The organism is Thermus islandicus DSM 21543, from assembly GCF_000421625.1.
In the GTDB taxonomy this organism is placed as follows: Bacteria; Deinococcota; Deinococci; order Deinococcales; family Thermaceae; genus Thermus; species Thermus islandicus.
The window spans coordinates 30,400-48,498 of the sequence record NZ_ATXJ01000001.1 but is presented as its reverse complement, the minus strand read 5'-3'; the positions used below and the strand labels follow the sequence as shown (position 1 = coordinate 48,498).

Below are 18,099 nucleotides of genomic sequence, written 5' to 3'. Positions count from 1 at the left end.
TCCCTAGGCCACGAGGCGCTCGGCGGTCTGGAACACGAGGCCGGTGGGCCCGGCGTCCACGGTCACCCGGTCGCCCTCCCGGACCTCGCCGGCCAGGATCTTTTTGGCCAGGGGCGTCTCCAGCTCCCGCTGGATCACCCGCCTTAAGGGCCTCGCGCCGAAGACGGGGTCGTAACCCCTTTCCGCCAGGAAGTCCTTGGCGGCCTCGGTGAGCTCGAGGGCGATGCGCTTCTCCGAAAGGCGCGCCCGAAGGTGGGCGAGCTGGATCTCCACGATCTGGCGGATCTGCTCCCGGGAGAGGGGCCGGAAGACCACCACCTCGTCCAGGCGGTTCAGGAACTCGGGGCGGAAGTGCTTCTGCAGGATGGCGAAAACCTCGTCCCGGATCCTCTCGTAGGGCAGGTCCTTCTGGATGCCCTCGAGGATGAGGGGGCTTCCCAGGTTGGAGGTGAGGATGATCACCGTGTTGCGGAAGTCCACGGTGCGCCCGTGGCTGTCCGTGAGCCGGCCGTCGTCCAGGATCTGGAGGAGGAGGTTGAAGACGTCGGGGTGAGCTTTTTCTATCTCGTCAAAGAGGATCACCGTGTAGGGCCGCCTCCGCACCGCCTCGGTGAGCTGGCCCCCCTCCTCGTAGCCCACGTAGCCGGGCGGGGCCCCGATGAGGCGGGAGACCGCGTGCTTCTCCATGTACTCCGTCATGTCAATGCGCACCATGGCCTCCTCGGTGTCAAAGAGGGTGGCGGCCAAGGTCTTAGCAAGCTCGGTCTTGCCCACCCCCGTGGGGCCCAGGAAGAGGAAGCTCCCGATGGGGCGGTTGGGGTCCTTAAGCCCGGCCCGGGCCCGGCGGATGGCGTCGGCCACCGCCCTTATGGCCTCGTCCTGGCCCACCACCCGCTTGTGGAGCTCCTCCTCAAGCCTTAGGAGCTTCTCCCTTTCCCCTTCCAGGAGCTTCGCCACGGGGATCCCCGTCCAGCGGGAGACGATCTCGGCCACGTCCTCCTCCGTGACCTCGAGGCGCACGAAGCGGGCGTTCTTCAGCCTCTCGGAGAGGGCCTCCACCTCGGCCTCGAGGCGGGGGAGCTCCCCGTAGCGGAGCTCGGCGGCCCGGTTCAGGTCGTACTGGCGCTCGGCCAGCTCAATCTCCCTCCTCACCTCGTCCAGGCGGTGCTGGGCCTCCCGGAGCTTCTTCAGGACCTCCCTTTCCGCCTCCCACTCCGCCTTGAGCTTCTCTATTTCCTTGGTGAGCTCGGCGATCTCCGCCTCGGTGGCCTTCAGGCGTTCTAGGGAGTCGGGGTCCTTTTCCTTCTTCAGGGCCTCCCTTTCTATCTCCAGCTGGAGTTTCTTGCGCTCCAAGGTGTCAATCTCCTCCGGGGCGCTCTCCAGCTGCATGCGAAGCCGGGCGGCCGCTTCGTCAATGAGGTCTATGGCCTTGTCGGGGAGGCGCCTTTCCGGGATGTAGCGGTGGGAGAGGACCGCTGCGGCCACCAGGGCGGGGTCGGCGATCCGCACCCCGTGGTGGACCTCGTACTTCTCCTTGATGCCCCGAAGGATGGAGATGGTCTCCTCTACGCTGGGCTCGTCCACGTAGACGGGCTGGAAGCGCCTTTCCAGGGCGGGGTCCTTCTCAATCTCGCGGTACTCGTCCAAGGTGGTGGCCCCGATGAGCCGAAGCTCCCCCCGGGCGAGGGGAGGCTTCAGCATGTTGCCCGCATCCACGGCACCTTCTGCCTTCCCCGCCCCTACCACGGTGTGGAGCTCATCAATGAAGAGGATGATCTCCCCTTGGCTACTCACCACCTCCTGGATCACCGCCTTCAGGCGCTCCTCAAACTCACCCCGGTACTTGGCCCCGGCGAGGAGGGAGCCCATCTGCAAGGAGATGATGCGCTTGCCCTTGAGGCCTTCCGGCACGTCGCCCTTCACGATGCGCTGGGCCAGCCCCTCCACGATGGCTGTTTTGCCTACCCCGGGTTCCCCGATGAGGACGGGATTGTTCTTGGTGCGCCTTAGAAGGATCTGGATGGTGCGCCGGATCTCCTCGTCCCGGCCGATCACCGGGTCCAGCTTGCCCTGGGCGGCCAGGGCGGTCAGGTCAAGGCCGTACTGCTCCAGGGCGTTGTATGTGGTCTCTGCGTGCTCCGACTGCACAGTTCTCCCCCCTCTCAGCTCCCAAAGGGCCTTCTTCAGGGGCTCCAGGCCGGGAAGCCCCTGGGTGGCCTCGGCTAGGGCCAGGACCAGGGTGTCCAGGGCCACGAACCGGTCCTTCAGCTCCTCCATGAGGGCCTCGGCCCGGTTTAAGGCCCCGGAGAGCCGCTGGGTGAGGTACTGCCCCCCCTCGGCCCCCTCCACCCTGGGCAGGCGGCTAAGCTCCTGGTTCTGGGAGGAAAGAAGCCGCTCCGGGTCCGCCCCGGCCTTCTCCAGGAGGCGCCAGGCGAGCCCGCTTTTGTCCCGGAGAAGCACCGCCCAAAGGTGGGGCACATCGATCGCCTGGTGCTTCATCCGCTGGGCCAGGACCTGGGCCTGGGCCAGGGCCTCCCGTGCGGCTTGGGTCCAGCGTTCCAGGTTCATCCCCAACCTCCTCTTTTGCTAGCATATCACTTGATATCTGTATTGTCAATTCTCTTGAGAAAAATAACGCTCAGAATCGGCCCCGCTTCGGTTCCAGCCTACGGGGAGGCGAGCGGTACGGATGTCCCGGGCTAGCGCCTTTCCAGAATCTCCACCACCAGGGCAGCGCCGATGAGGTTCACCCCCAGGTCCCGCCTCAGCCTCTCGGCTTTGAGCATGCGCAGGAGATCCTCCTTGCGGAAGTACCACCCCCCTTCGGTCTCTAAGGGCTCCACGAAGCCGATCTCCACATAGGCCCGCACCGCGCCCACGGAGAGGCCGTAGGCCGGAACGGCCTCCAGGGAAACCCACGGGCTATGCGCGAGCATAGTAGGCCTCCGCCAGCTTCTTCCAAAGGGCCTCCTCCTCCGGGGTAAGGTGCTCGGGGATCACCACCCGTACTTCGTAGTAGAGGTCCCCCCGGCCCCCGGGACCGGGAAAGCCCTTGCCCTTGAGCCGCAGCTTGCGCCCGGCCTGGGTCCTCGGGGGCAGGGTGACCTCCACCGGGCCCTCCAGGGTGGGGCCCCGTACCTTGCCCCCTACCACGGCGATGGGGGCGGGGACGTCCAGGGTGGCGTAGAGGTCCCGGCCCTCGAGGCGGAAACGGGGGTGGGGGAGGAGGCGCACGGTGAGGAGCAGGTCGCCCGGCGGCTCCCCAGGCCCCCCCATCCCCGGGACCCTCAGGGTGGTGCCCTCCTGGACCCCTGGGGGAATGCGCACGGAGACCCGCTTCCCGCCCACCTCCACCGTCTTCTCTCCCCCGTGGAAGGCCTCCTCGAGGCTCAAGGGCAGCTCGGCCCTGAGGTCGCGGCCGCGGCGGGGGCGGGCCCTTCGCCCTACCCCGAAGAGCCCCCCCCCGAAGAGCTCCTGGAAGAACTCGGAGAAGTCCTCCACCTCAAACCCCGAGAAGTCGTAGCCGCCGGGCGGCGGGGGAGGGGGCGGGGTGGCGGTGCCGTAAGCGTCGTAGAGCCTCCGCTTCTCGGGGTCGGAGAGGACGGCGTAGGCCTCGTTGATCTCCTTGAACCGCTCCTCGGCCTCCGGGCTCTTGTTGACGTCGGGGTGGTACTGGCGGGCCAGGCGCTTGTAGGCCCGCTTGATCTCCTCCTGGGTGGCGTTTCTGGGCACCCCGAGGATGGCGTAGTAATCCTTGGGCGCGGCCATCTTTCCCTATTCCAGGTCCGCTTCCTCGGGCTTCTCCTCCCCCACGGCGACCCGGGCCGGGCGCACCAGCGCCTCCCCCAGGCGGAAGCCCCGCTGGAAGACCTTGGCCACCCGGCCCGGTTCCCCGGGAAGGAGGCCGATGGCCTCGTGGTACCGGGGGTCAAAGGCCTCCCCCTCCCCCGGCACCTCCTCTACCCCAAGCCCGGCCAGGATACGGAAGAACCCCTCCCGCACCGCCCTTACCCCCTGGAGGATGCTCTCAGGGCTGGCCTCGGCGAACTCCAGGGCCCGCTCCAGGTCGTCCAGAACGGGGAGGAGGGCCCTGAGCACCCTTAGGGCGCCCTCCCTTTCCCGGGCCTTCAGCTCCTCCTCCATGCGCTTGCGGTAGTTGTCAAAGTCGGCCAGGAGGCGGAGGTACCTGTCCTTAAGGCCTCGCAGCTCCTCCTCCGCCTGCAGGAGGCGCGCCTCCAGGGCCTGGGCCTCCTGGGCCACCGCCTGGAGGTCCTTCTCCACCTCCTCCGCCTGGGTTTCCACAGGGGGTTCCCGGTCCTTCTCCATGGCGCCTCCGCGGAAAGGGGCCCCGGATGCCCTCACTCCGCAGGCTTGTAGTCGGCGTCAATCACCTCGTCCGGCCCCCGGCCCGAGGCCGCCGCAGGCGCGCCCTTCTCGTAGGCTTCCACCGCCTTCAAGAGCTCCTCGGTGGCCGCCCGGAGCTCGGGGTCGGGGGCGTCCCGCTCCACCAGCTCCTTGGCCCTCCGGATGGCCTCCTCCAGGCGGGCCTTGGCCTCGGGGGCGCCCTGCTTCTCCTCCAGGACCCGCTCCGCCTGGACCCTGGCGGAGTCCAGGGCGTTCTTGAGCTCCGCGTGCTCCTTGCGGCGGCGGTCCTCCTCGGCGTGGCGCTGGGCCTCGGCGATGATGCGCTGGATCTCCTCCTCGGAGAGGGTGGTGGTGTTCTGGATGGTGATGGAGGCCTCTCTTCCTGTGGACTTCTCCCTCGCCGTCACGTGCAGGATCCCGTTGGCGTCTATGTCAAAGCAGACCTCAATCTGCGGGACCCCGGCGGGCATGGGGGGGATGCCCTCGAGGCGGAACCGGCCCAGGCTCTTGTTGTCTTGGGCCATGGGGCGCTCCCCCTGGAGGACGTGGATCTCCACGGCGGTCTGGTTGTGCTCGGCGGTGGTGAAGATCTCGCACTTGCGGGTGGGGATGGTGGTGTTCCGCGGGATGAGCACGGTCATCACCCCGCCCTTGGTCTCCACGCCCAGGGAGAGGGGCGTGACGTCCAGGAGGACCACATCCCGCACCTCCCCCATGAGGACGCCCGCCTGGATGGCGGCCCCCAGGGCCACCACCTCGTCGGGGTTCACGGAGCGGTTGGGCTCCTTGCCCAGAAGCTCCTTCACCACCCGCTGCACCGCGGGCACCCTCGTGGCCCCGCCCACCAGGATCACCTCGTCGATCTGGGCCGGGGTGAGCCCCGCGTCCTTCAGGGCCTGCTCCACGGGGCCCCTTAGGCGCTTGAGGAGGGGCTCTATGAGCTCCTCAAACTTGGCCCGGGTGAGCTTCTTCTCCAGGTGCAGGGGGGTCTTGGTGGCGGGGTCCAGGGCGATGAAGGGGAGGCTTAGGGTGGTCTCAAAGGTGCTGGAGAGCTCAATCTTGGCCTTCTCGGCCGCTTCGATGAGGCGCTGGAGGGCCTGGCGGTCCGCCCTCAGGTCCACCCCGTACTCCCTCTTGAACTCCTCGGCGACCCAGTTCACGATGGCGTGGTCCATGTCGCTGCCGCCCAGGTGGGTGTCCCCGGAGGTGGCCTTGACCTCAAAGACGCCCTCCCCGATCTCCAGCACCGTGACGTCAAAGGTGCCGCCCCCCAGGTCAAAGACCAGGACGGTCTCGTTCCCCTTCTTGTCCAGGCCGTAGGCCAGGGCGGCGGCGGTGGGCTCGTTGATGATGCGCAAGACCTCGAGGCCGGCGATCCTGCCGGCGTTGGCCGTGGCCTCCCGCTGGGCGTTGTTGAAGTAGGCGGGGACGGTGATCACCGCCTTGGTGATCCTTTCCCCGAGCTTCTTGGAAGCGTCCTCCACCAGCTTGCGGAGGACCATGGCGCTGATCTCCTCGGGGGTGTAGAGCTTCCCCTTGACCTCTATGCGCACGCCCCCGTCGGGCCCGGGGACCACCTTGTAGGGCACCCGCCTGGCCTCCTCCTGCACCTCCTCAAAGCGGCGGCCGATGAAGCGCTTGACCTCGTAGATGGTGCCCTCCGGGTTCAAGACCGCCTGGCGCTTGGCCATCCGGCCCACCAGGGTCTCCCCGTCCCGGAAGGCCACCACGCTGGGGGTGGTCCGCTCCCCCTCGGCGTTTTCCAAGACCACGGGCTTGCCGCCCTCCATGACGGCGATCACGCTGTTGGTGGTGCCCAGGTCAATGCCTACCGCCTTCGCCATAGCCTCACCTCTCCCACCCAGCATAAGGCAACCCATAAGAGTGTGTCAAGAGAGTTGAGCGTAACTTTGTCATAGTGCCTTGGGCTACCCAGGGGCCCTTCCCGCCGTGTACCCTAAGGGGGACATGTCCCGGCTTCCTCTCAACCTTCTGGTGTTCGTCCTGGGCCTGCTCTTCCTGGCCTGGGCCTTCAGCCTGGCGGGAACCTTTGGGAGCTCCGGCGGCACCGTGAACTACACCACTTTTCTGGAGGACCTGAAGGCGGGCCGGGTGAAGGAGGTGGTGGTGCGCTCGGGGGAGACCCGGATCCAGGGTACCCTCACCGACGGGTCCGGCTTCACCACCTACGCGGCCAGCCCTCCGGACAACGCCACCCTCGAGGCCTGGATGCAGCGGGGGGTGAGCGTGCGGGTGGAACCCCCCCAGGGCCAGAACGCCCTGGGCTTCCTCTGGCCCCTCCTCCTGGTGGGCCTTCTCCTGGGGGCCCTCTTCTACTTCTCCCGCACGGGCCGGGCCGGCCCCTCGGACTCCGCCTTCAGCTTCACCAAGAGCCGGGCCCGGGTCCTCACCGAGGCCCCCCGGGTCACCTTCAAGGACGTGGCCGGGGCGGAGGAGGCCAAGGAGGAGCTGAAGGAGATCGTGGAGTTCCTGAAAAACCCCGCCCGCTTCCACGAGATGGGGGCCCGCATCCCCAAGGGGGTCCTTCTGGTGGGGCCTCCGGGGGTGGGCAAGACCCACATCGCCCGGGCGGTGGCCGGGGAGGCCCGGGTGCCCTTCATCACCGCCTCGGGCTCCGACTTCGTGGAGATGTTCGTGGGCGTGGGGGCGGCGAGGGTCAGGGACCTCTTTGAGACCGCCAAGCGCCACGCCCCCTGCATCGTCTTCATTGACGAGATTGACGCCGTGGGGAGGAGGCGGGGGAGCGGGGTGGGCGGGGGCAACGACGAGCGGGAGCAGACCCTCAACCAGCTCCTGGTGGAGATGGACGGGTTTGAGAAGGACTCCACCATCATCGTCATGGCCGCCACCAACCGCCCCGACGTCCTGGACCCCGCCCTCCTCCGCCCGGGGCGCTTTGACCGCCAGATCGCCATAGACGCCCCCGACGTCCGGGGCCGGGAGCAGATCCTCAGGATCCACGCCCGGGGGAAGCCCCTGGCGGAGGACGTGGACCTGGCGCTTCTGGCCAAGCGCACCCCGGGCTTCGTGGGGGCGGACCTGGAGAACCTCCTGAACGAGGCCGCCCTCCTGGCGGCGCGGGAGGGGCGGAAGAAGATCACCATGAAGGACCTGGAGGAGGCCGCGGACCGGGTGATGATGGGGCCGGCCAAGAAGAGCCTGGTCCTCACGCCCCGCGACCGCCGGATCACCGCCTACCACGAGGCGGGGCACGCCCTGGCCGCCCACTTTTTGGAGCATGCCGACGGGGTGCACAAGGTGACCATCGTGCCGCGGGGGCGGGCCCTGGGCTTTATGATGCCGAGGCGGGAGGACATGATCCACTGGTCCAGGAAGCGCCTTTTGGACCAGATCGCTGTGGCCCTGGCGGGGCGGGCGGCGGAGGAGCTGGTCTTTGAGGACGTGACCACGGGGGCGGAGAACGACTTTCGCCAGGCCACGGAGCTGGCCCGGCGGATGATCACCGAGTGGGGCATGCACCCCGAGTTTGGCCCGGTGGCCTACGCCCTCCGGGAGGAGACCTACCTGGGGGGCTACGACGTGCGCCAGTACTCGGAGGAGACGGCGAGGCGCATTGACGAGGCGGTGCGGGGGCTCATTGAGGAGCAGTACGGGCGGGTCCGGACCCTCCTCACCGAGAAGCGGGAGGTGCTGGAGCGGGTGGCCGAGACCCTCCTGGAGCGGGAGACCCTCACCGCCGAGGAGTTCCACAAGGTGGTGGAGGGCTTGCTCCTGGAAACCCCTTCGGAGCCCAAGGAGGAGCGGGAGGCCCCCCGGGTGGTGCCTAAGGTGAAGCCAGGCGGAGCCCTGGGCGGGGCTTAGCCCGCTGCCCTGGGTCGGCGGGCCCGCCCGCGGGCACGGGATAACCCGGGGAGGACGGGCCTCCCCGGGGGAAGGGAATAGCCTACTTCTTGACCTTCTCCTTGAGGGCCTTGCCCGGCTTGAAGGCGGGGTACTGGGTGGCGGGGATCTTGATCTTCTCCTTGGTGCCGGGCTTCACGCCGGTGCGGGCCTTGCGCTTGCGGACCTCAAAGGTCCCGAAGCCGGTGAGCTGGACCTTGCTGCCCGCGGACAGGGCCTCCTCCACCTTGCCCAAGAAGGCGTCCACCGCCGCTTTGACGTCCTTCTTCTTGAGGCCGGTGGCGGCCGCGACCTGGTCTACCAGATCCGCTTTCGTGATGGTTTTCTTTGCTGCCATTCTTCACCTCCTTCCTCTTTTCCCTTCCGGGCGGACTATATCACGGTTAAACGCCTTTGCGCAATACCCAAAGCTTTTTCTACAGCTGTGTATAGCAATGTATGACAGTGAAAGTTTTGCCTCTAGCGGTACTGGGGGGGGAGAAGTTCCCGTACCCTGGCCTCTATCTCCCGGGTCAGGTTTTCTAGCTCCTGATGGGTGACCTTGTCTTTCCTTGGAACGGGGATGGGCTCCCCGTAAACCACCCGGACGGGCTGTCGCAGCCGGAAGAGCTTCCGCCCCACGGGCCAGGCCCGGTCCGTGCCCCAAACGGCTACGGGCACCACGGGGCTTCCCGTGCGCAGGGCGATGGCGGCCACCCCGCTTTTAAAGGGCTTCATCCGGCCGTCGCGGCTCCTGGTGCCCTCGGGGAAGATGCCGAAGGCGAAGCCCCTTTCCAGGGCCCGGAGGGCGTTTTTGATGGCGGCGAAGTCCCCGGTGCCCCGTTCCACGGGGATGACGTAGAGCCGGGGCAGGAGCCAGGAAAGGAAGGGGAGGCGGAAGAGGTCGGCCCGGGCCAGGAAGCTCACGGGCCGCCTGAGGCCTGCCCCGATGGCGATGGGGTCCAGGATGGAGAGGTGGTTGGCGGCCAGGATGACCGGCCCCTCCTCGGGGACCCTTTCCGCTCCTTCGGTCCGGTAGCCGAAGAGGAGGTGCAGAAGGAACCGGGCCAGGGCCCGGGCGGCCCGGTAGACGGGGTTGGGCGTTTGGGCGCTCACGGGCCCCAGTTTAAGGCCCGGAGGCTCCGGCCCGCCTCGAGGTGGGCGAGGCGCAGGGGCTCGGGGAGGCGGAACCTGGTGGGAAGGCCTTTCACGAAGGCCAGGGCCTCCTCGAGGCCCACCCGGTGCCCGGGGGAGACGTAGAGGGGCTTGACCCCGGTCCGGCTCCGGTAGGCGTAGCCCAGGGGCCGGCCGTCGGGGGCGAGGAGGCGCACGGCGCTTCCCTGCGTTTGGGGAAGGGGCCCTTCCTCTCGGCCAAAGAGGAGGCGCTTGGCCACCCCCACGCTGGGCAGGTCCAGGTGGACCCCGAGGTGGCTGGCGATGCCGAGGCCCCGGGGATGGGCGATGCCTTGGCCGTCCACGAGGAGGGCCTCCGGGGCCTCGGGGAGGGCCTTCAGGGCCAGGAGGTAGGCGGGGGCCTCCCGGAAGGAGAGGAAGCCCGGCACGTAGGGAAAGAGGTCCTCCTCGGGCACCAGGCCCTTGCCCACGAAGAGGGGGCCCCTTTCCAGGTGGTAGAGGACGGCCACGGCCACGAGGGGCTTCCCCGGCTTGTGGGAGGCGTCCAGGGCGGCGATGCACCTCACCCCCTGCAGGCTCCCCTCCACCACCACCCGGGCGGCGAGGGCCTTCTGGAGCCTTGCCGCCTCCTCCAGGCTCCCGGGGCGGGGAAAGGGGGGGACCTCCACGCCTAGCTCGCCTCCCGGAGCCTCTCCAGCACCTCCTGGTCCGAAGGGTCCACCCCGTAGAGGAGGGCGAGGTAGTAGGCGGTCCAGGCCAGGCGGTACCAGAGGGCCACGGCCTGGGCGAGGCGGCTTCCCTCCGGGGCGGGCACCTCGGCGAGGGCGTCCACCCGGGTCTCCAGGATCTCCTTGGCCAAGGAGGCGGCCTCCCCCCCTCCCAGGAGGACCGCTGCTAGGGGATCTCCCTGCTCGTGGCGGGCCTCGAGGCCGGTGAGGAAGAACTCCAGGGCGCTGTGGGGCGGCGTGAGGGAAAGGCTCTTCCCGATGCGGGCGAAGAGGCTCTGGGCGGCGCCCTCGAGGGGGCGGAAGAGGGGGCTATAGAAGAGGGGCAGGCGCTCCAGGAGGGTGTAGGCCAGGAACTTGGCGGGGTTTTCCTCCAGGGGCACCTCGGGGGTCAGGCGGCGGCGCTCCAGGAGGAGCCCCTCGTCCACCTCCTTAAGGGCCTCCTCCTGCCCCGTGGCCAGGAGGAGGAAGCGGAGGTAGCGGTAGGGGCTTAAGGGACTGGGGGCCAGGTAGACCTCTGCGCCCTCCCGGAAGCCCACCCGCACCACCTGCGCCCTTCCCGACTCCGCCAGGAGGCCCATGGCCGCGGCCTCCCCCAGGTCGTACCCCCCCTCCAGGAGGAAGAGGGTCCCCTCCTCCACCCATTCGGGGAGGGAGAGGAGCTGGGCGGCGAACCACCCCTCCCCGTAGGCCAGAACCCCGTGGGGGCCCGGGTGGGCTTGGGTGGGGACCGGTCCTGTGCCCACCAGGTCCCTGAGCTCCAGGGCGAGGCCCCTGCGGTCCACCAGGTAGGTTTCCTCGCGGTCCAGGTCGCGCATACCCCTTATGCTAACTCCCGTGCGGCCCTGCGTTCCCAAGCCCGTGGCCCGCATCTGGGGAGGAAGCGGCCTGGGCTATGGCCCAGGGATCGGGGAGGTGTGGCTCTGCGAGGAGCCGCTCCTTGTGAAGCTCTTGGACCCGGCGGAGTGGCTTTCCGTCCAGGTGCACCCGCCCCACGAATACGCCCTAAGGGTGGAGGGGAAGCCGGGCAAGTACGAGGCCTGGTACGTCCTCTCCCCGGGGGAGATCGTCTACGGCGTAAAGAGGCCCTTAAGCCGGGAGGAGGTGCAGAGGCGGGCGGAGGAGGGCCACCTGGAGGAGGTCCTCCAAAAGGTGCGGGTGGTCCCGGGCCAGGTGGTCTACCTGCCCGCGGGGGTGGTCCACGCCCTGGGTCCAGGCACCCGGGTCTACGAGGTCCAGACCCCCTCGGACCTCACCTACCGCCTCTACGACTACGGTAGGCCCCGGGAACTCCACCTGGAGAAGGCCCTGGAGGTGGCCCTCCTGGAGCCCACCCCTCTTCCCGAGGCGAGGCCCGAGCCCGTGGAGGGAGGGGAGAGGCTCCTTTCCACCCCCTACTTCCGCCTCTACCGCTACCCCCTAAAGGGGCGGCTTGCCCTGAGGCCGGAGGCCCCTTTAGTCCTTACCCTCCTCGCGGGGGAGGCCCGCCTGGGGGAGGGGGTTCTGCGACCCTTCGCCACCTTGCTCCTGGAGCCTGGGGAGGAAGCCCTCCTGGAAGGGGAAGGCCTTCTCCTGGGGGCTAGCCCTGAAGGCTCCGGAGGAGGGCCTCCACCTCGGGAGAGGGCCTCTCCTTGAGCTCCTCCCAAAGCCGCTTCCGGTACCGCTCCAGGTGGGCCAGGGCCCTCGCCTTCTGCCCCCTTTGCCGGCAGTGCTCCACCAGGAGGAGGAGGGCCTCCTCGTCCAGGGGGTCTATCTCCAGGATTCTTTCCAGAAAAATGGGCTCACCCCTTTTCAGAAAGAGGGCCCGCACCCGGTGGAAGACCTCCTCCCGCTTCCGGTCCAGGAGGGGGTGATCCAGGCCGGGGAAGAGGGGCTCGCGGTAGAGGGCGAGAACCCGCTCTGCGTGCCCTTCCTCCAGGGCCTTCTCCAGGGCGTGGAGGTCGCAGGCCACCCGCCTCAGGCCTTCCTCGCCCAGATAGGTGGGGACGCCCCAGGGCTCCAGGGCCTTCTTGAGGCGGGCCAGCCAGACGTAGAGGTTGTTGAGGGCGGCCTCCTCGGCGAGGTCGGGCCAGAGGGCGTAGGCCACCTCGTCCCGGGGCAGGCCCAGGAGGAGGAGGGCGAAGACCTCCCGCCCCTTGCCCTTGAGCTCCACCTCGCCCAAGGGGTTCCTCACCCGGAAGGCCCCGAGGACCTCCACCTGGAGGGGAGGGATCTCGGCGAGCCTCAGGGCCACGGCCTCCTTCCAGCCGCTTTGCAGCACCTCCGTCAGGGGGTAGGGCCTGGCCAGCTCGGGAAGGCGGCGGGGGAGGAGGTGGAGGGGGAGGAGGCCGGGGAGGACCCGCTCCTTGGCGTCGGTAAGGGCAAGGAGGGCGTTAAGGTCGCCCTCCTCCCGCAGGAGGCGGTAGCGGGCCGCGTGCCAGTAGAGCTGTTCCTCCCGCTCCGCCGGGTACGGGGGAAGGTGGGCGGGCTCCTGGGTGAGCAGGGCCCGGGTCAGGCGCGCCAGGAAGCCCTGAAGCCCTTCAAGGAGGCCCGGTTCCCGCAAGAGCTCGGCCAGGAGGGACTTTCCGCGCTCCACCAGGTAGGGGTTTTCCCAGAGCTCCGCCTGGGCCACCAGGCGGGCCAGGGTGTCGGGGTCTTCCTCGAGGTGGGCGAGGAGCATCCGGGCCTCCAGGGCCGCAAGGGGGCTCCCCGGGGCTTCGGCTGCCTCCTTGAGGCGGGCCTTGGCCTTTTCCCTCTCCCCCAGGAGGAGGTAGAGCCGGCCCAGGTCCCGCAGGTGGCCGGGCAGGTTGGCCGGACCCAGACCTCCCAGGCGCACGGCCTCCTCCAGGGCCGCGATGTGCCCCAGGAGGGCGCCCTCCTGCTCAAAGCGCAGGAAGGCGAGGTTGGTCAGGGGGGCGAGGCGGTAAGGGCTCCCCTCGGGGAGGCGGTTTAGGGCCTCCTGCAGGAGCCTTACGGCCTCCTCCGGCCGCCCTTCCTCCCAGGGGACCCGGGCCGCGTCGTTCAAGAAGCGGCCCGCAAGCTCGGGGGGGACCTGGTCCAAAAGGGCCAGGCCCCGTTCCAGGTGGGCCCAGGCCGCCCCCAGGTCCTGGCCCAGAAGGGGGTCGGCCAGGTAGTAGGCCAGGTGGCCGGAGGCGATGAGGGCCACGCCGGGGTCCGGGGAGGCGGCCAGGGCCTCGAGGAGGGGCACCCCCTCCCGCTTTCCCGCCTCCAGGAGGGCCTCCCCAAGCCGCAGCCGGGTCCGCTCCCCGCCCCCTCGCAGGAGGTCCTGCCAGGCGAGGAGCCGCTCGGCCGGAATCCTCAGGGTAAGGGGCCTTTCCAGGAGGGCAAGGAGCTCCGGGTGGAGGCCCGCCTGGTGGTAGGCCTCGGCCAGAAGCTCCGGGGAAAGCCTCCCCTCCGCCTCGTGCACCGCCTGCCGGACCTCCTCGCCTAGGGTGCGCAGGGCCATCTCCTTGAGGAGGGGGTGGAGCCGGTACCCTTGGGGGAGCCTCTGCAGGAGCCCCTTCTGGAAGAGGGCCTCGGTGGCCGGGACCGCCTGGTCTAGGGGTAGCGCAGGGAGGGCGGCAAGGAGGAGGCCCTCCTTAAACTCTGCCTCCGAGAGGCTTTCCCTAAGCCCCTGGAGGAGGGGCCCAGGTTCTGGGGGGCGTCCCGTGAGGGCGGCGAGGAAGAGGGGCAGGGGCCAGCCGCCCGTGGCCCGGTGGGCCGCCTGCCACCCCTCCTTTCCGCCAAAAAGGGCCCGGGCCTCCTCCTCGGTGAAGGCGAGGTCGGGGGCCCGGAGGTGGACGAGCCGCCCCTCGGCGAGGAGCTTGGGGAGCTCGGGGTAGGGCAGGGGCGTGCGGCTCGCCAGGAGGAGGAGGCAGGGCAGGGTCCTTAGGAGGGGGGAGAGGGCCTCCCTGCCCGTGAGGTCCTCGAGGACCACCAGGGTGGGGGTTTCCCTCAGGGCCGCCACCACCGCGGCCCAAGGGGCCTCCGGGGGGACCCCGAGGCTTTCCGCCAGGAGGGCCTTGGGCTCCCCCAGGGCGGCGCTTCCCCACAGGGTGCGCAGCCCCAGCCTCGAGGCGAGCTGCCCGGCGAGCACGCTCTTGCCGAAGCCCGCGGGGGCCTCCAGCCAAATGGCGAAACCTGGAGCCTCGGGAAGGAGCTCCAGTAGCCTTCGCCTTTCCAGGTAGACCGGGCTTGACCAGGCCAGGGCCATGCTTGGCTTCTATTCTAGCCAAGGTCCGGCCTTGACCAAACCCCTTCCCTGCCCCAAGACTAGGGGGCATGGACCGCCCTTTTCTGGACCTTGGCCCCTGCGGCCCCTTGCGGGGGAGGCTGAGGGTCCCCGGGGACAAGTCCGTGACCCACCGGGGCCTGATGCTCCTCGCCCTGGCCGAGGGGGAGGGGAGGCTTTACCACCCCCTGAAGGCGGGGGATACCCTTTCCACCGTCCGGGTCCTCCGGGCCTTGGGCGCAGAGATAGAGGAGGAGGGCCCCCACTTCCTCGTGCGGGGGAGGGGCCTCCGCCTAAAGGAGCCCGAGGACGTCCTGGACTGCGGCAACGCCGGTACCCTCATGCGCCTCCTCCTCGGGATCCTCGCGGGCCAGGAGGGGCTTTTTGCCGTCCTCACCGGGGACGCCTCCCTAAGGCGGCGCCCCATGGGCCGGGTGGCCGCGCCCCTCAGGGCCATGGGGGCCCAGGTGGACGGCCGGGAGGGGGGGGACAAGGCCCCCCTGGCGGTGCGGGGGACGTCCTTGAGGGGCCTCCGCTACGTCCTTCCCGTCCCCAGCGCCCAGGTGAAGAGCGCCCTCCTCCTCGCCGGCCTCTTCGCCGAGGGGGTGACGGAGGTCCTGGAGCCCACGCCCACCCGGGACCACACGGAAAGGCTCTTCCGCCACTTCGGCCTGCCCCTGGAACGCGGGGAAGGGTGGGTGCGCACCTTTAGGACCGGGCCCTTCCCCGCCAGGGACCTCACCGTGCCCGGGGACTTTTCCTCGGCGGCCTTCTTCCTGGTGGCGGCCCTCCTCGTCCCGGGTTCGGAGGTGGTGGTGGAAGGGGTGGGCCTGAACCCCACCCGCACCGGCCTCCTCCAGGTGCTGAAGGCCATGGGGGCCGAGGTGGAGTGGCGGGTCCTCGAGGGGGAGGCGGGGGAGCCCGTGGGCTACGTGCGGGCCCGGCATAGCCCCTTACAGGGGGTCGCTGTGGACCCCGGCCTCATCCCCCTCATGGTGGACGAGGTGCCCGCCCTGGCCGCGGCCGCCGCCTGGGCGGAAGGGGAGACCTTCATCCCGGGGCTTTCCGAGCTCCGGGTGAAGGAGTCGGACCGCCTTTCGGCCATCGCCAGGAACCTCCGGGCCCTGGGGGTGGAGGCGGAGGAGGGGCCGGACTGGCTCAGGGTCCGGGGCGGCGGGGTGCGGCCCGGGACGGTGGAGCCCTTCCACGACCACCGCATCGCCATGGCCTTCGCCGTGGCCGGCCTCCCCGTGGGGGTCCGGATCCTGGAGCCTGAATGGGCGGAGATCTCCTACCCGGGTTTCTTCCAGGACCTGAAGAGGCTATGCGGGGGATCGTGACCATTGACGGCCCCTCCGCCTCCGGGAAGAGCTCCGTGGCCAAGCGGGTGGCGGAGGCCTTGGGGGTGCCCTACCTCTCCAGCGGCCTCCTCTACCGGGCGGCGGCCCATCTGGCCCTGAGGTCCGGGGTGGACCCGAAGGACGAGGAGGCCCTCCTCCGCCTCCTGGAGGCAAAGAGGGTTCGGCTTTTGCCGGAGAGGGCGGGCAACCGGGTCCTGGCGGACGGGGAGGACCTCACCCCCTTCCTCCACACCCTCGAGGTGGACCGCATCGTCTCGGAGGTGGCCCGGCTTCCCGGGGTGCGGGCCTGGGTGAACCGGAGGCTTAAGGAGGTGCCCCCGCCCTTCGTGGCCGAGGGCCGGGACATGGGCCGGGTGGTCTTCCCGGAGGCCCCCCACAAGTTCTACCTCACGGCGAGGCCCGAGGTCCGGGCCCAGCGGCGCGCCCGGGAAAGGCCCGAGGCCTACGAGGAGGTGCTACGCCAGCTCCTCTTTCGCGACGCTAAGGACAGGACGCAAAGCGCTCCGGCCCCCGACGCCCTGGTCCTGGACACCAGCGACCTAACCCTGGAGGAAACGGTGGCCAGGATCCTGGCCCACCTCAAGGACTAGCCATGGTGCCCGGGGCCAAGGCGAGACCCGTTCAGGAGTTTTTGAACGCGGTCCTCTTCCGCCCCCTGGCCCACCTCCTGGTGCGCCTCCTCCTCCCCACCCCCGTGAGGCCCCCCCACCTGGTCCTCTTCCACACCCTTTTGGTCCTCCTCGCCGCGGGGCTCGTCCTCAGGGGCGAGGATCTCCTCGCGGCCTTCCTTCTGCAGGCGAAGACCGTCCTGGACAACGCCGACGGGCAGCTTGCCCGCCTCAGGGGTGAGGTCACGGAGCTCGGGCGTTATCTGGACACGGAGCTGGACTTCCTGGGCAACCTCTTTCTCTTTCTGGCCCTAGGCTTCCGGACCGGGGCTTGGGGATGGGCCCTGGCCGCCTTTTTGGTCTTTACCCTCGTCCAGACCTGGGACTTTAACCTGGAGAGGCTCTACCGAAAAGCCCGGGGGCTTCCCCTTGCCCAAGAGCCCCGGGACCCCGAGACCCCGCTCCTCGCCCTCTTGAGGGGGGTTTACCGCCTCCTCTTCCTGCCCCAGGACCGGGCCGTGACCGCCCTCGAGGAGGCCCTGGCCCGCCGCCTCGGCCTTGACCCCTTGCGCTTTTGGGACGAGGCCGCCCTGGCGGGGGTGGTCAACCTGGGCCTCACCACCCAGCTTTTCTTTCTCGGGGTCTTCCTGGCCTTTCACCAGCCTGCGGCCTACCTCACCTTCGTCCTCCTCCAGGCGGTGTACCTTGGGGCCTGGTACCTATGGAGGATCGCCCGCAGTATCCCATCCCCACGGTAGGGGCCCTGGTGGAGAGGGGGGGCCTTGTGCTCCTGGTGCGCACCGCCAAGTGGCCGGGGCGTTGGGGGGTGCCCGGGGGGAAGGTGGAGTGGGGGGAGGCTCTGGAGGAGGCCCTGAGGCGGGAGTTTTGGGAGGAAGTGGGCCTCAGGCTTTCCCATATCCGCTTCGCCCTGGTGCAGGAGGCCCTCTTTAGCCCCGAGTTCTACAAGCCCACCCACATGCTCCTCTTCAACTACTTCGCGAGGGCGGAAGGGGAGGTGCGCCCCGGCGAGGAGATCTTGGAGTGGGCCTGGGTGCTCCCGGAAGAGGGGCTCGCCTACCCTTTAAACGCCTTCACCCGGGCCCTTCTGGAGCGCTACCTGGAGGAAGAATGAGGGCCGCGTTGGTCACGGGAAGCGCCAAGGGGATCGGGCGGGCCATCCTTCTCGCTTTGGCCCGGGAAGGCTATGCCGTGGCCGTCCACTACCGCACCTCCGAGGCCCTCGCCGAGGCTACCCGGGCCGAGGCCGAGGCCCTTGGGGTGAAGGCGATCAAGGTTCGGGCCGACCTCACCCGGGAGGAGGAGGTGGCCTCCCTGGTGGAAGAGGTGCGCTACCACCTCGGGGGCGTGGGCGTGCTGGTCAACAACGTGGGGGACTACCTCTTTAAGCCCATAGAGGCGGTAACCCTGGAGGAGTGGCGCTGGATCCTGGACACCAACCTCACCGCCACCTTCCTCCTTACCCAAAGGGTTCTTCCCCTCATGGCGGAGCAGGGCTTTGGGCGCATCGTGAACCTGGGCTACGCCGGGGCGGGAAACCTCCTCGCCCGGACCCATATCACCCCCTACGCCATCGCCAAGACCGGGGTTATCCTCTACACCAAGGCCATCGCCAAGCGCTTTGCCGCCATGGGCATCACCGCCAACGTGGTGGCCCCCGGGGTAGCGGAAAACTCCGTTTCCAAGCCCCTTCACGAGATCCCCATGGGAAGGCTCGCCCTCCTTGAGGAGATCGCCAAAGCGGTGCTCTTCTTCGTCCGGGAGCCCTACCTCACGGGGCAGGTGCTGGAGGTGGCGGGGGGGTGGAACCTTTAGCC

17 protein-coding genes are annotated in these 18,099 nt (G+C 69.3%); 7 read left to right on the top strand and 10 right to left on the bottom strand.

Annotated elements, in window-relative coordinates:
• Positions 1–3: 3 nt before the first annotated feature.
• The 5 genes from clpB to dnaK form a co-directional block, all read right to left on the bottom strand.
• The gene (gene clpB, locus H531_RS0100260) at positions 4–2,568 is read right to left on the bottom strand and encodes an ATP-dependent chaperone ClpB (RefSeq protein ID WP_022797364.1); all 2,565 of its coding nucleotides are present in this window, start codon (positions 2,566–2,568) and stop codon (positions 4–6) included.
• Between the two features lie 131 nt (positions 2,569–2,699).
• Entirely contained in the window at positions 2,700–2,936 is a 237-nt protein-coding gene (locus H531_RS0100255; RefSeq protein WP_022797363.1) for a chaperone modulator CbpM, read from the bottom strand.
• Positions 2,923–3,768, bottom strand: a complete 846-nt coding sequence (locus tag H531_RS0100250) for a DnaJ C-terminal domain-containing protein (protein ID WP_022797362.1) — start codon at positions 3,766–3,768, stop codon at positions 2,923–2,925. The genes H531_RS0100255 and H531_RS0100250 overlap by 14 nt, the downstream gene beginning before the upstream one ends.
• A gap of 6 nt (positions 3,769–3,774) precedes the next feature.
• Positions 3,775–4,326, bottom strand: coding sequence for a nucleotide exchange factor GrpE (gprE, locus tag H531_RS0100245; RefSeq protein ID WP_033399210.1), 552 nt, complete (start codon positions 4,324–4,326; stop codon positions 3,775–3,777).
• Positions 4,327–4,358: 32 nt separating this feature from the next.
• Positions 4,359–6,209: a molecular chaperone DnaK gene (gene dnaK, locus H531_RS0100240; protein ID WP_022797360.1), complete on the bottom strand. Its 1,851-nt coding sequence runs from the start codon at positions 6,207–6,209 to the stop codon at positions 4,359–4,361.
• A 124-nt stretch (positions 6,210–6,333) separates the two neighbouring features.
• On the opposite strand from dnaK, the gene ftsH reads away from it, so the two are divergent.
• Entirely contained in the window at positions 6,334–8,208 is a 1,875-nt protein-coding gene (gene ftsH / locus H531_RS0100235; RefSeq protein ID WP_022797359.1) for an ATP-dependent zinc metalloprotease FtsH, read from the top strand.
• Between the two features lie 82 nt (positions 8,209–8,290).
• Here ftsH and H531_RS0100230 read toward each other — a convergent pair whose 3' ends face one another.
• The 4 genes from H531_RS0100230 to H531_RS0100215 all read right to left on the bottom strand — a co-directional run bounded on the left by H531_RS0100230 (position 8,291) and on the right by H531_RS0100215 (position 10,903).
• Complete coding sequence (locus H531_RS0100230) at positions 8,291–8,584, bottom strand: HU family DNA-binding protein (RefSeq protein ID WP_022797358.1); 294 nt, start codon at positions 8,582–8,584, stop codon at positions 8,291–8,293.
• A gap of 122 nt (positions 8,585–8,706) precedes the next feature.
• Entirely contained in the window at positions 8,707–9,342 is a 636-nt protein-coding gene (locus H531_RS0100225; protein ID WP_022797357.1) for a lysophospholipid acyltransferase family protein, read from the bottom strand.
• Positions 9,339–10,028, bottom strand: coding sequence for an endonuclease V (locus H531_RS0100220; RefSeq protein WP_022797356.1), 690 nt, complete (start codon positions 10,026–10,028; stop codon positions 9,339–9,341). Before H531_RS0100220 ends, H531_RS0100225 begins: the two co-directional genes overlap by 4 nt.
• Before the next feature lie 2 nt (positions 10,029–10,030).
• Positions 10,031–10,903, bottom strand: a complete 873-nt coding sequence (locus H531_RS0100215; protein ID WP_022797355.1) for an SIS domain-containing protein — start codon at positions 10,901–10,903, stop codon at positions 10,031–10,033.
• Positions 10,904–10,922: 19 nt separating this feature from the next.
• On the opposite strand from H531_RS0100215, the gene H531_RS0100210 reads away from it, so the two are divergent.
• Positions 10,923–11,720: a class I mannose-6-phosphate isomerase gene (locus tag H531_RS0100210; RefSeq protein ID WP_022797354.1), complete on the top strand. Its 798-nt coding sequence runs from the start codon at positions 10,923–10,925 to the stop codon at positions 11,718–11,720.
• On the opposite strand, the gene H531_RS0100205 is transcribed toward H531_RS0100210, so the two are convergent.
• Positions 11,665–14,277 (bottom strand): AfsR/SARP family transcriptional regulator, encoded by a 2,613-nt coding sequence (locus H531_RS0100205; RefSeq protein ID WP_022797353.1) that lies wholly within the window; start codon positions 14,275–14,277, stop codon positions 11,665–11,667. The genes H531_RS0100210 and H531_RS0100205 overlap by 56 nt on opposite strands.
• Before the next feature lie 68 nt (positions 14,278–14,345).
• Between H531_RS0100205 and aroA the strand changes: the two genes are divergently transcribed.
• The 5 genes from aroA to tmpR are packed head-to-tail and all read left to right on the top strand — an operon-like array spanning position 14,346 to position 18,097.
• Positions 14,346–15,635: a 3-phosphoshikimate 1-carboxyvinyltransferase gene (gene aroA, locus H531_RS0100200; protein WP_022797352.1), complete on the top strand. Its 1,290-nt coding sequence runs from the start codon at positions 14,346–14,348 to the stop codon at positions 15,633–15,635.
• Positions 15,620–16,246 (top strand): (d)CMP kinase, encoded by a 627-nt coding sequence (cmk, locus tag H531_RS0100195; protein WP_028490557.1) that lies wholly within the window; start codon positions 15,620–15,622, stop codon positions 16,244–16,246. The genes aroA and cmk overlap by 16 nt, the downstream gene beginning before the upstream one ends.
• A gap of 2 nt (positions 16,247–16,248) precedes the next feature.
• Positions 16,249–17,022, top strand: coding sequence for a CDP-alcohol phosphatidyltransferase family protein (locus tag H531_RS0100190; protein WP_022797350.1), 774 nt, complete (start codon positions 16,249–16,251; stop codon positions 17,020–17,022).
• Complete coding sequence (locus H531_RS0100185; protein ID WP_022797349.1) at positions 16,986–17,396, top strand: NUDIX domain-containing protein; 411 nt, start codon at positions 16,986–16,988, stop codon at positions 17,394–17,396. The genes H531_RS0100190 and H531_RS0100185 overlap by 37 nt, the downstream gene beginning before the upstream one ends.
• Positions 17,393–18,097 carry a bifunctional dihydropteridine reductase/dihydrofolate reductase TmpR gene (tmpR, locus tag H531_RS0100180; protein ID WP_022797348.1) on the top strand — a complete coding sequence of 235 codons (705 nt, stop codon included), beginning with the start codon at positions 17,393–17,395 and terminating at the stop codon, positions 18,095–18,097. The genes H531_RS0100185 and tmpR overlap by 4 nt, the downstream gene beginning before the upstream one ends.
• The last annotated feature ends 2 nt before the right edge of the window (positions 18,098–18,099 follow it).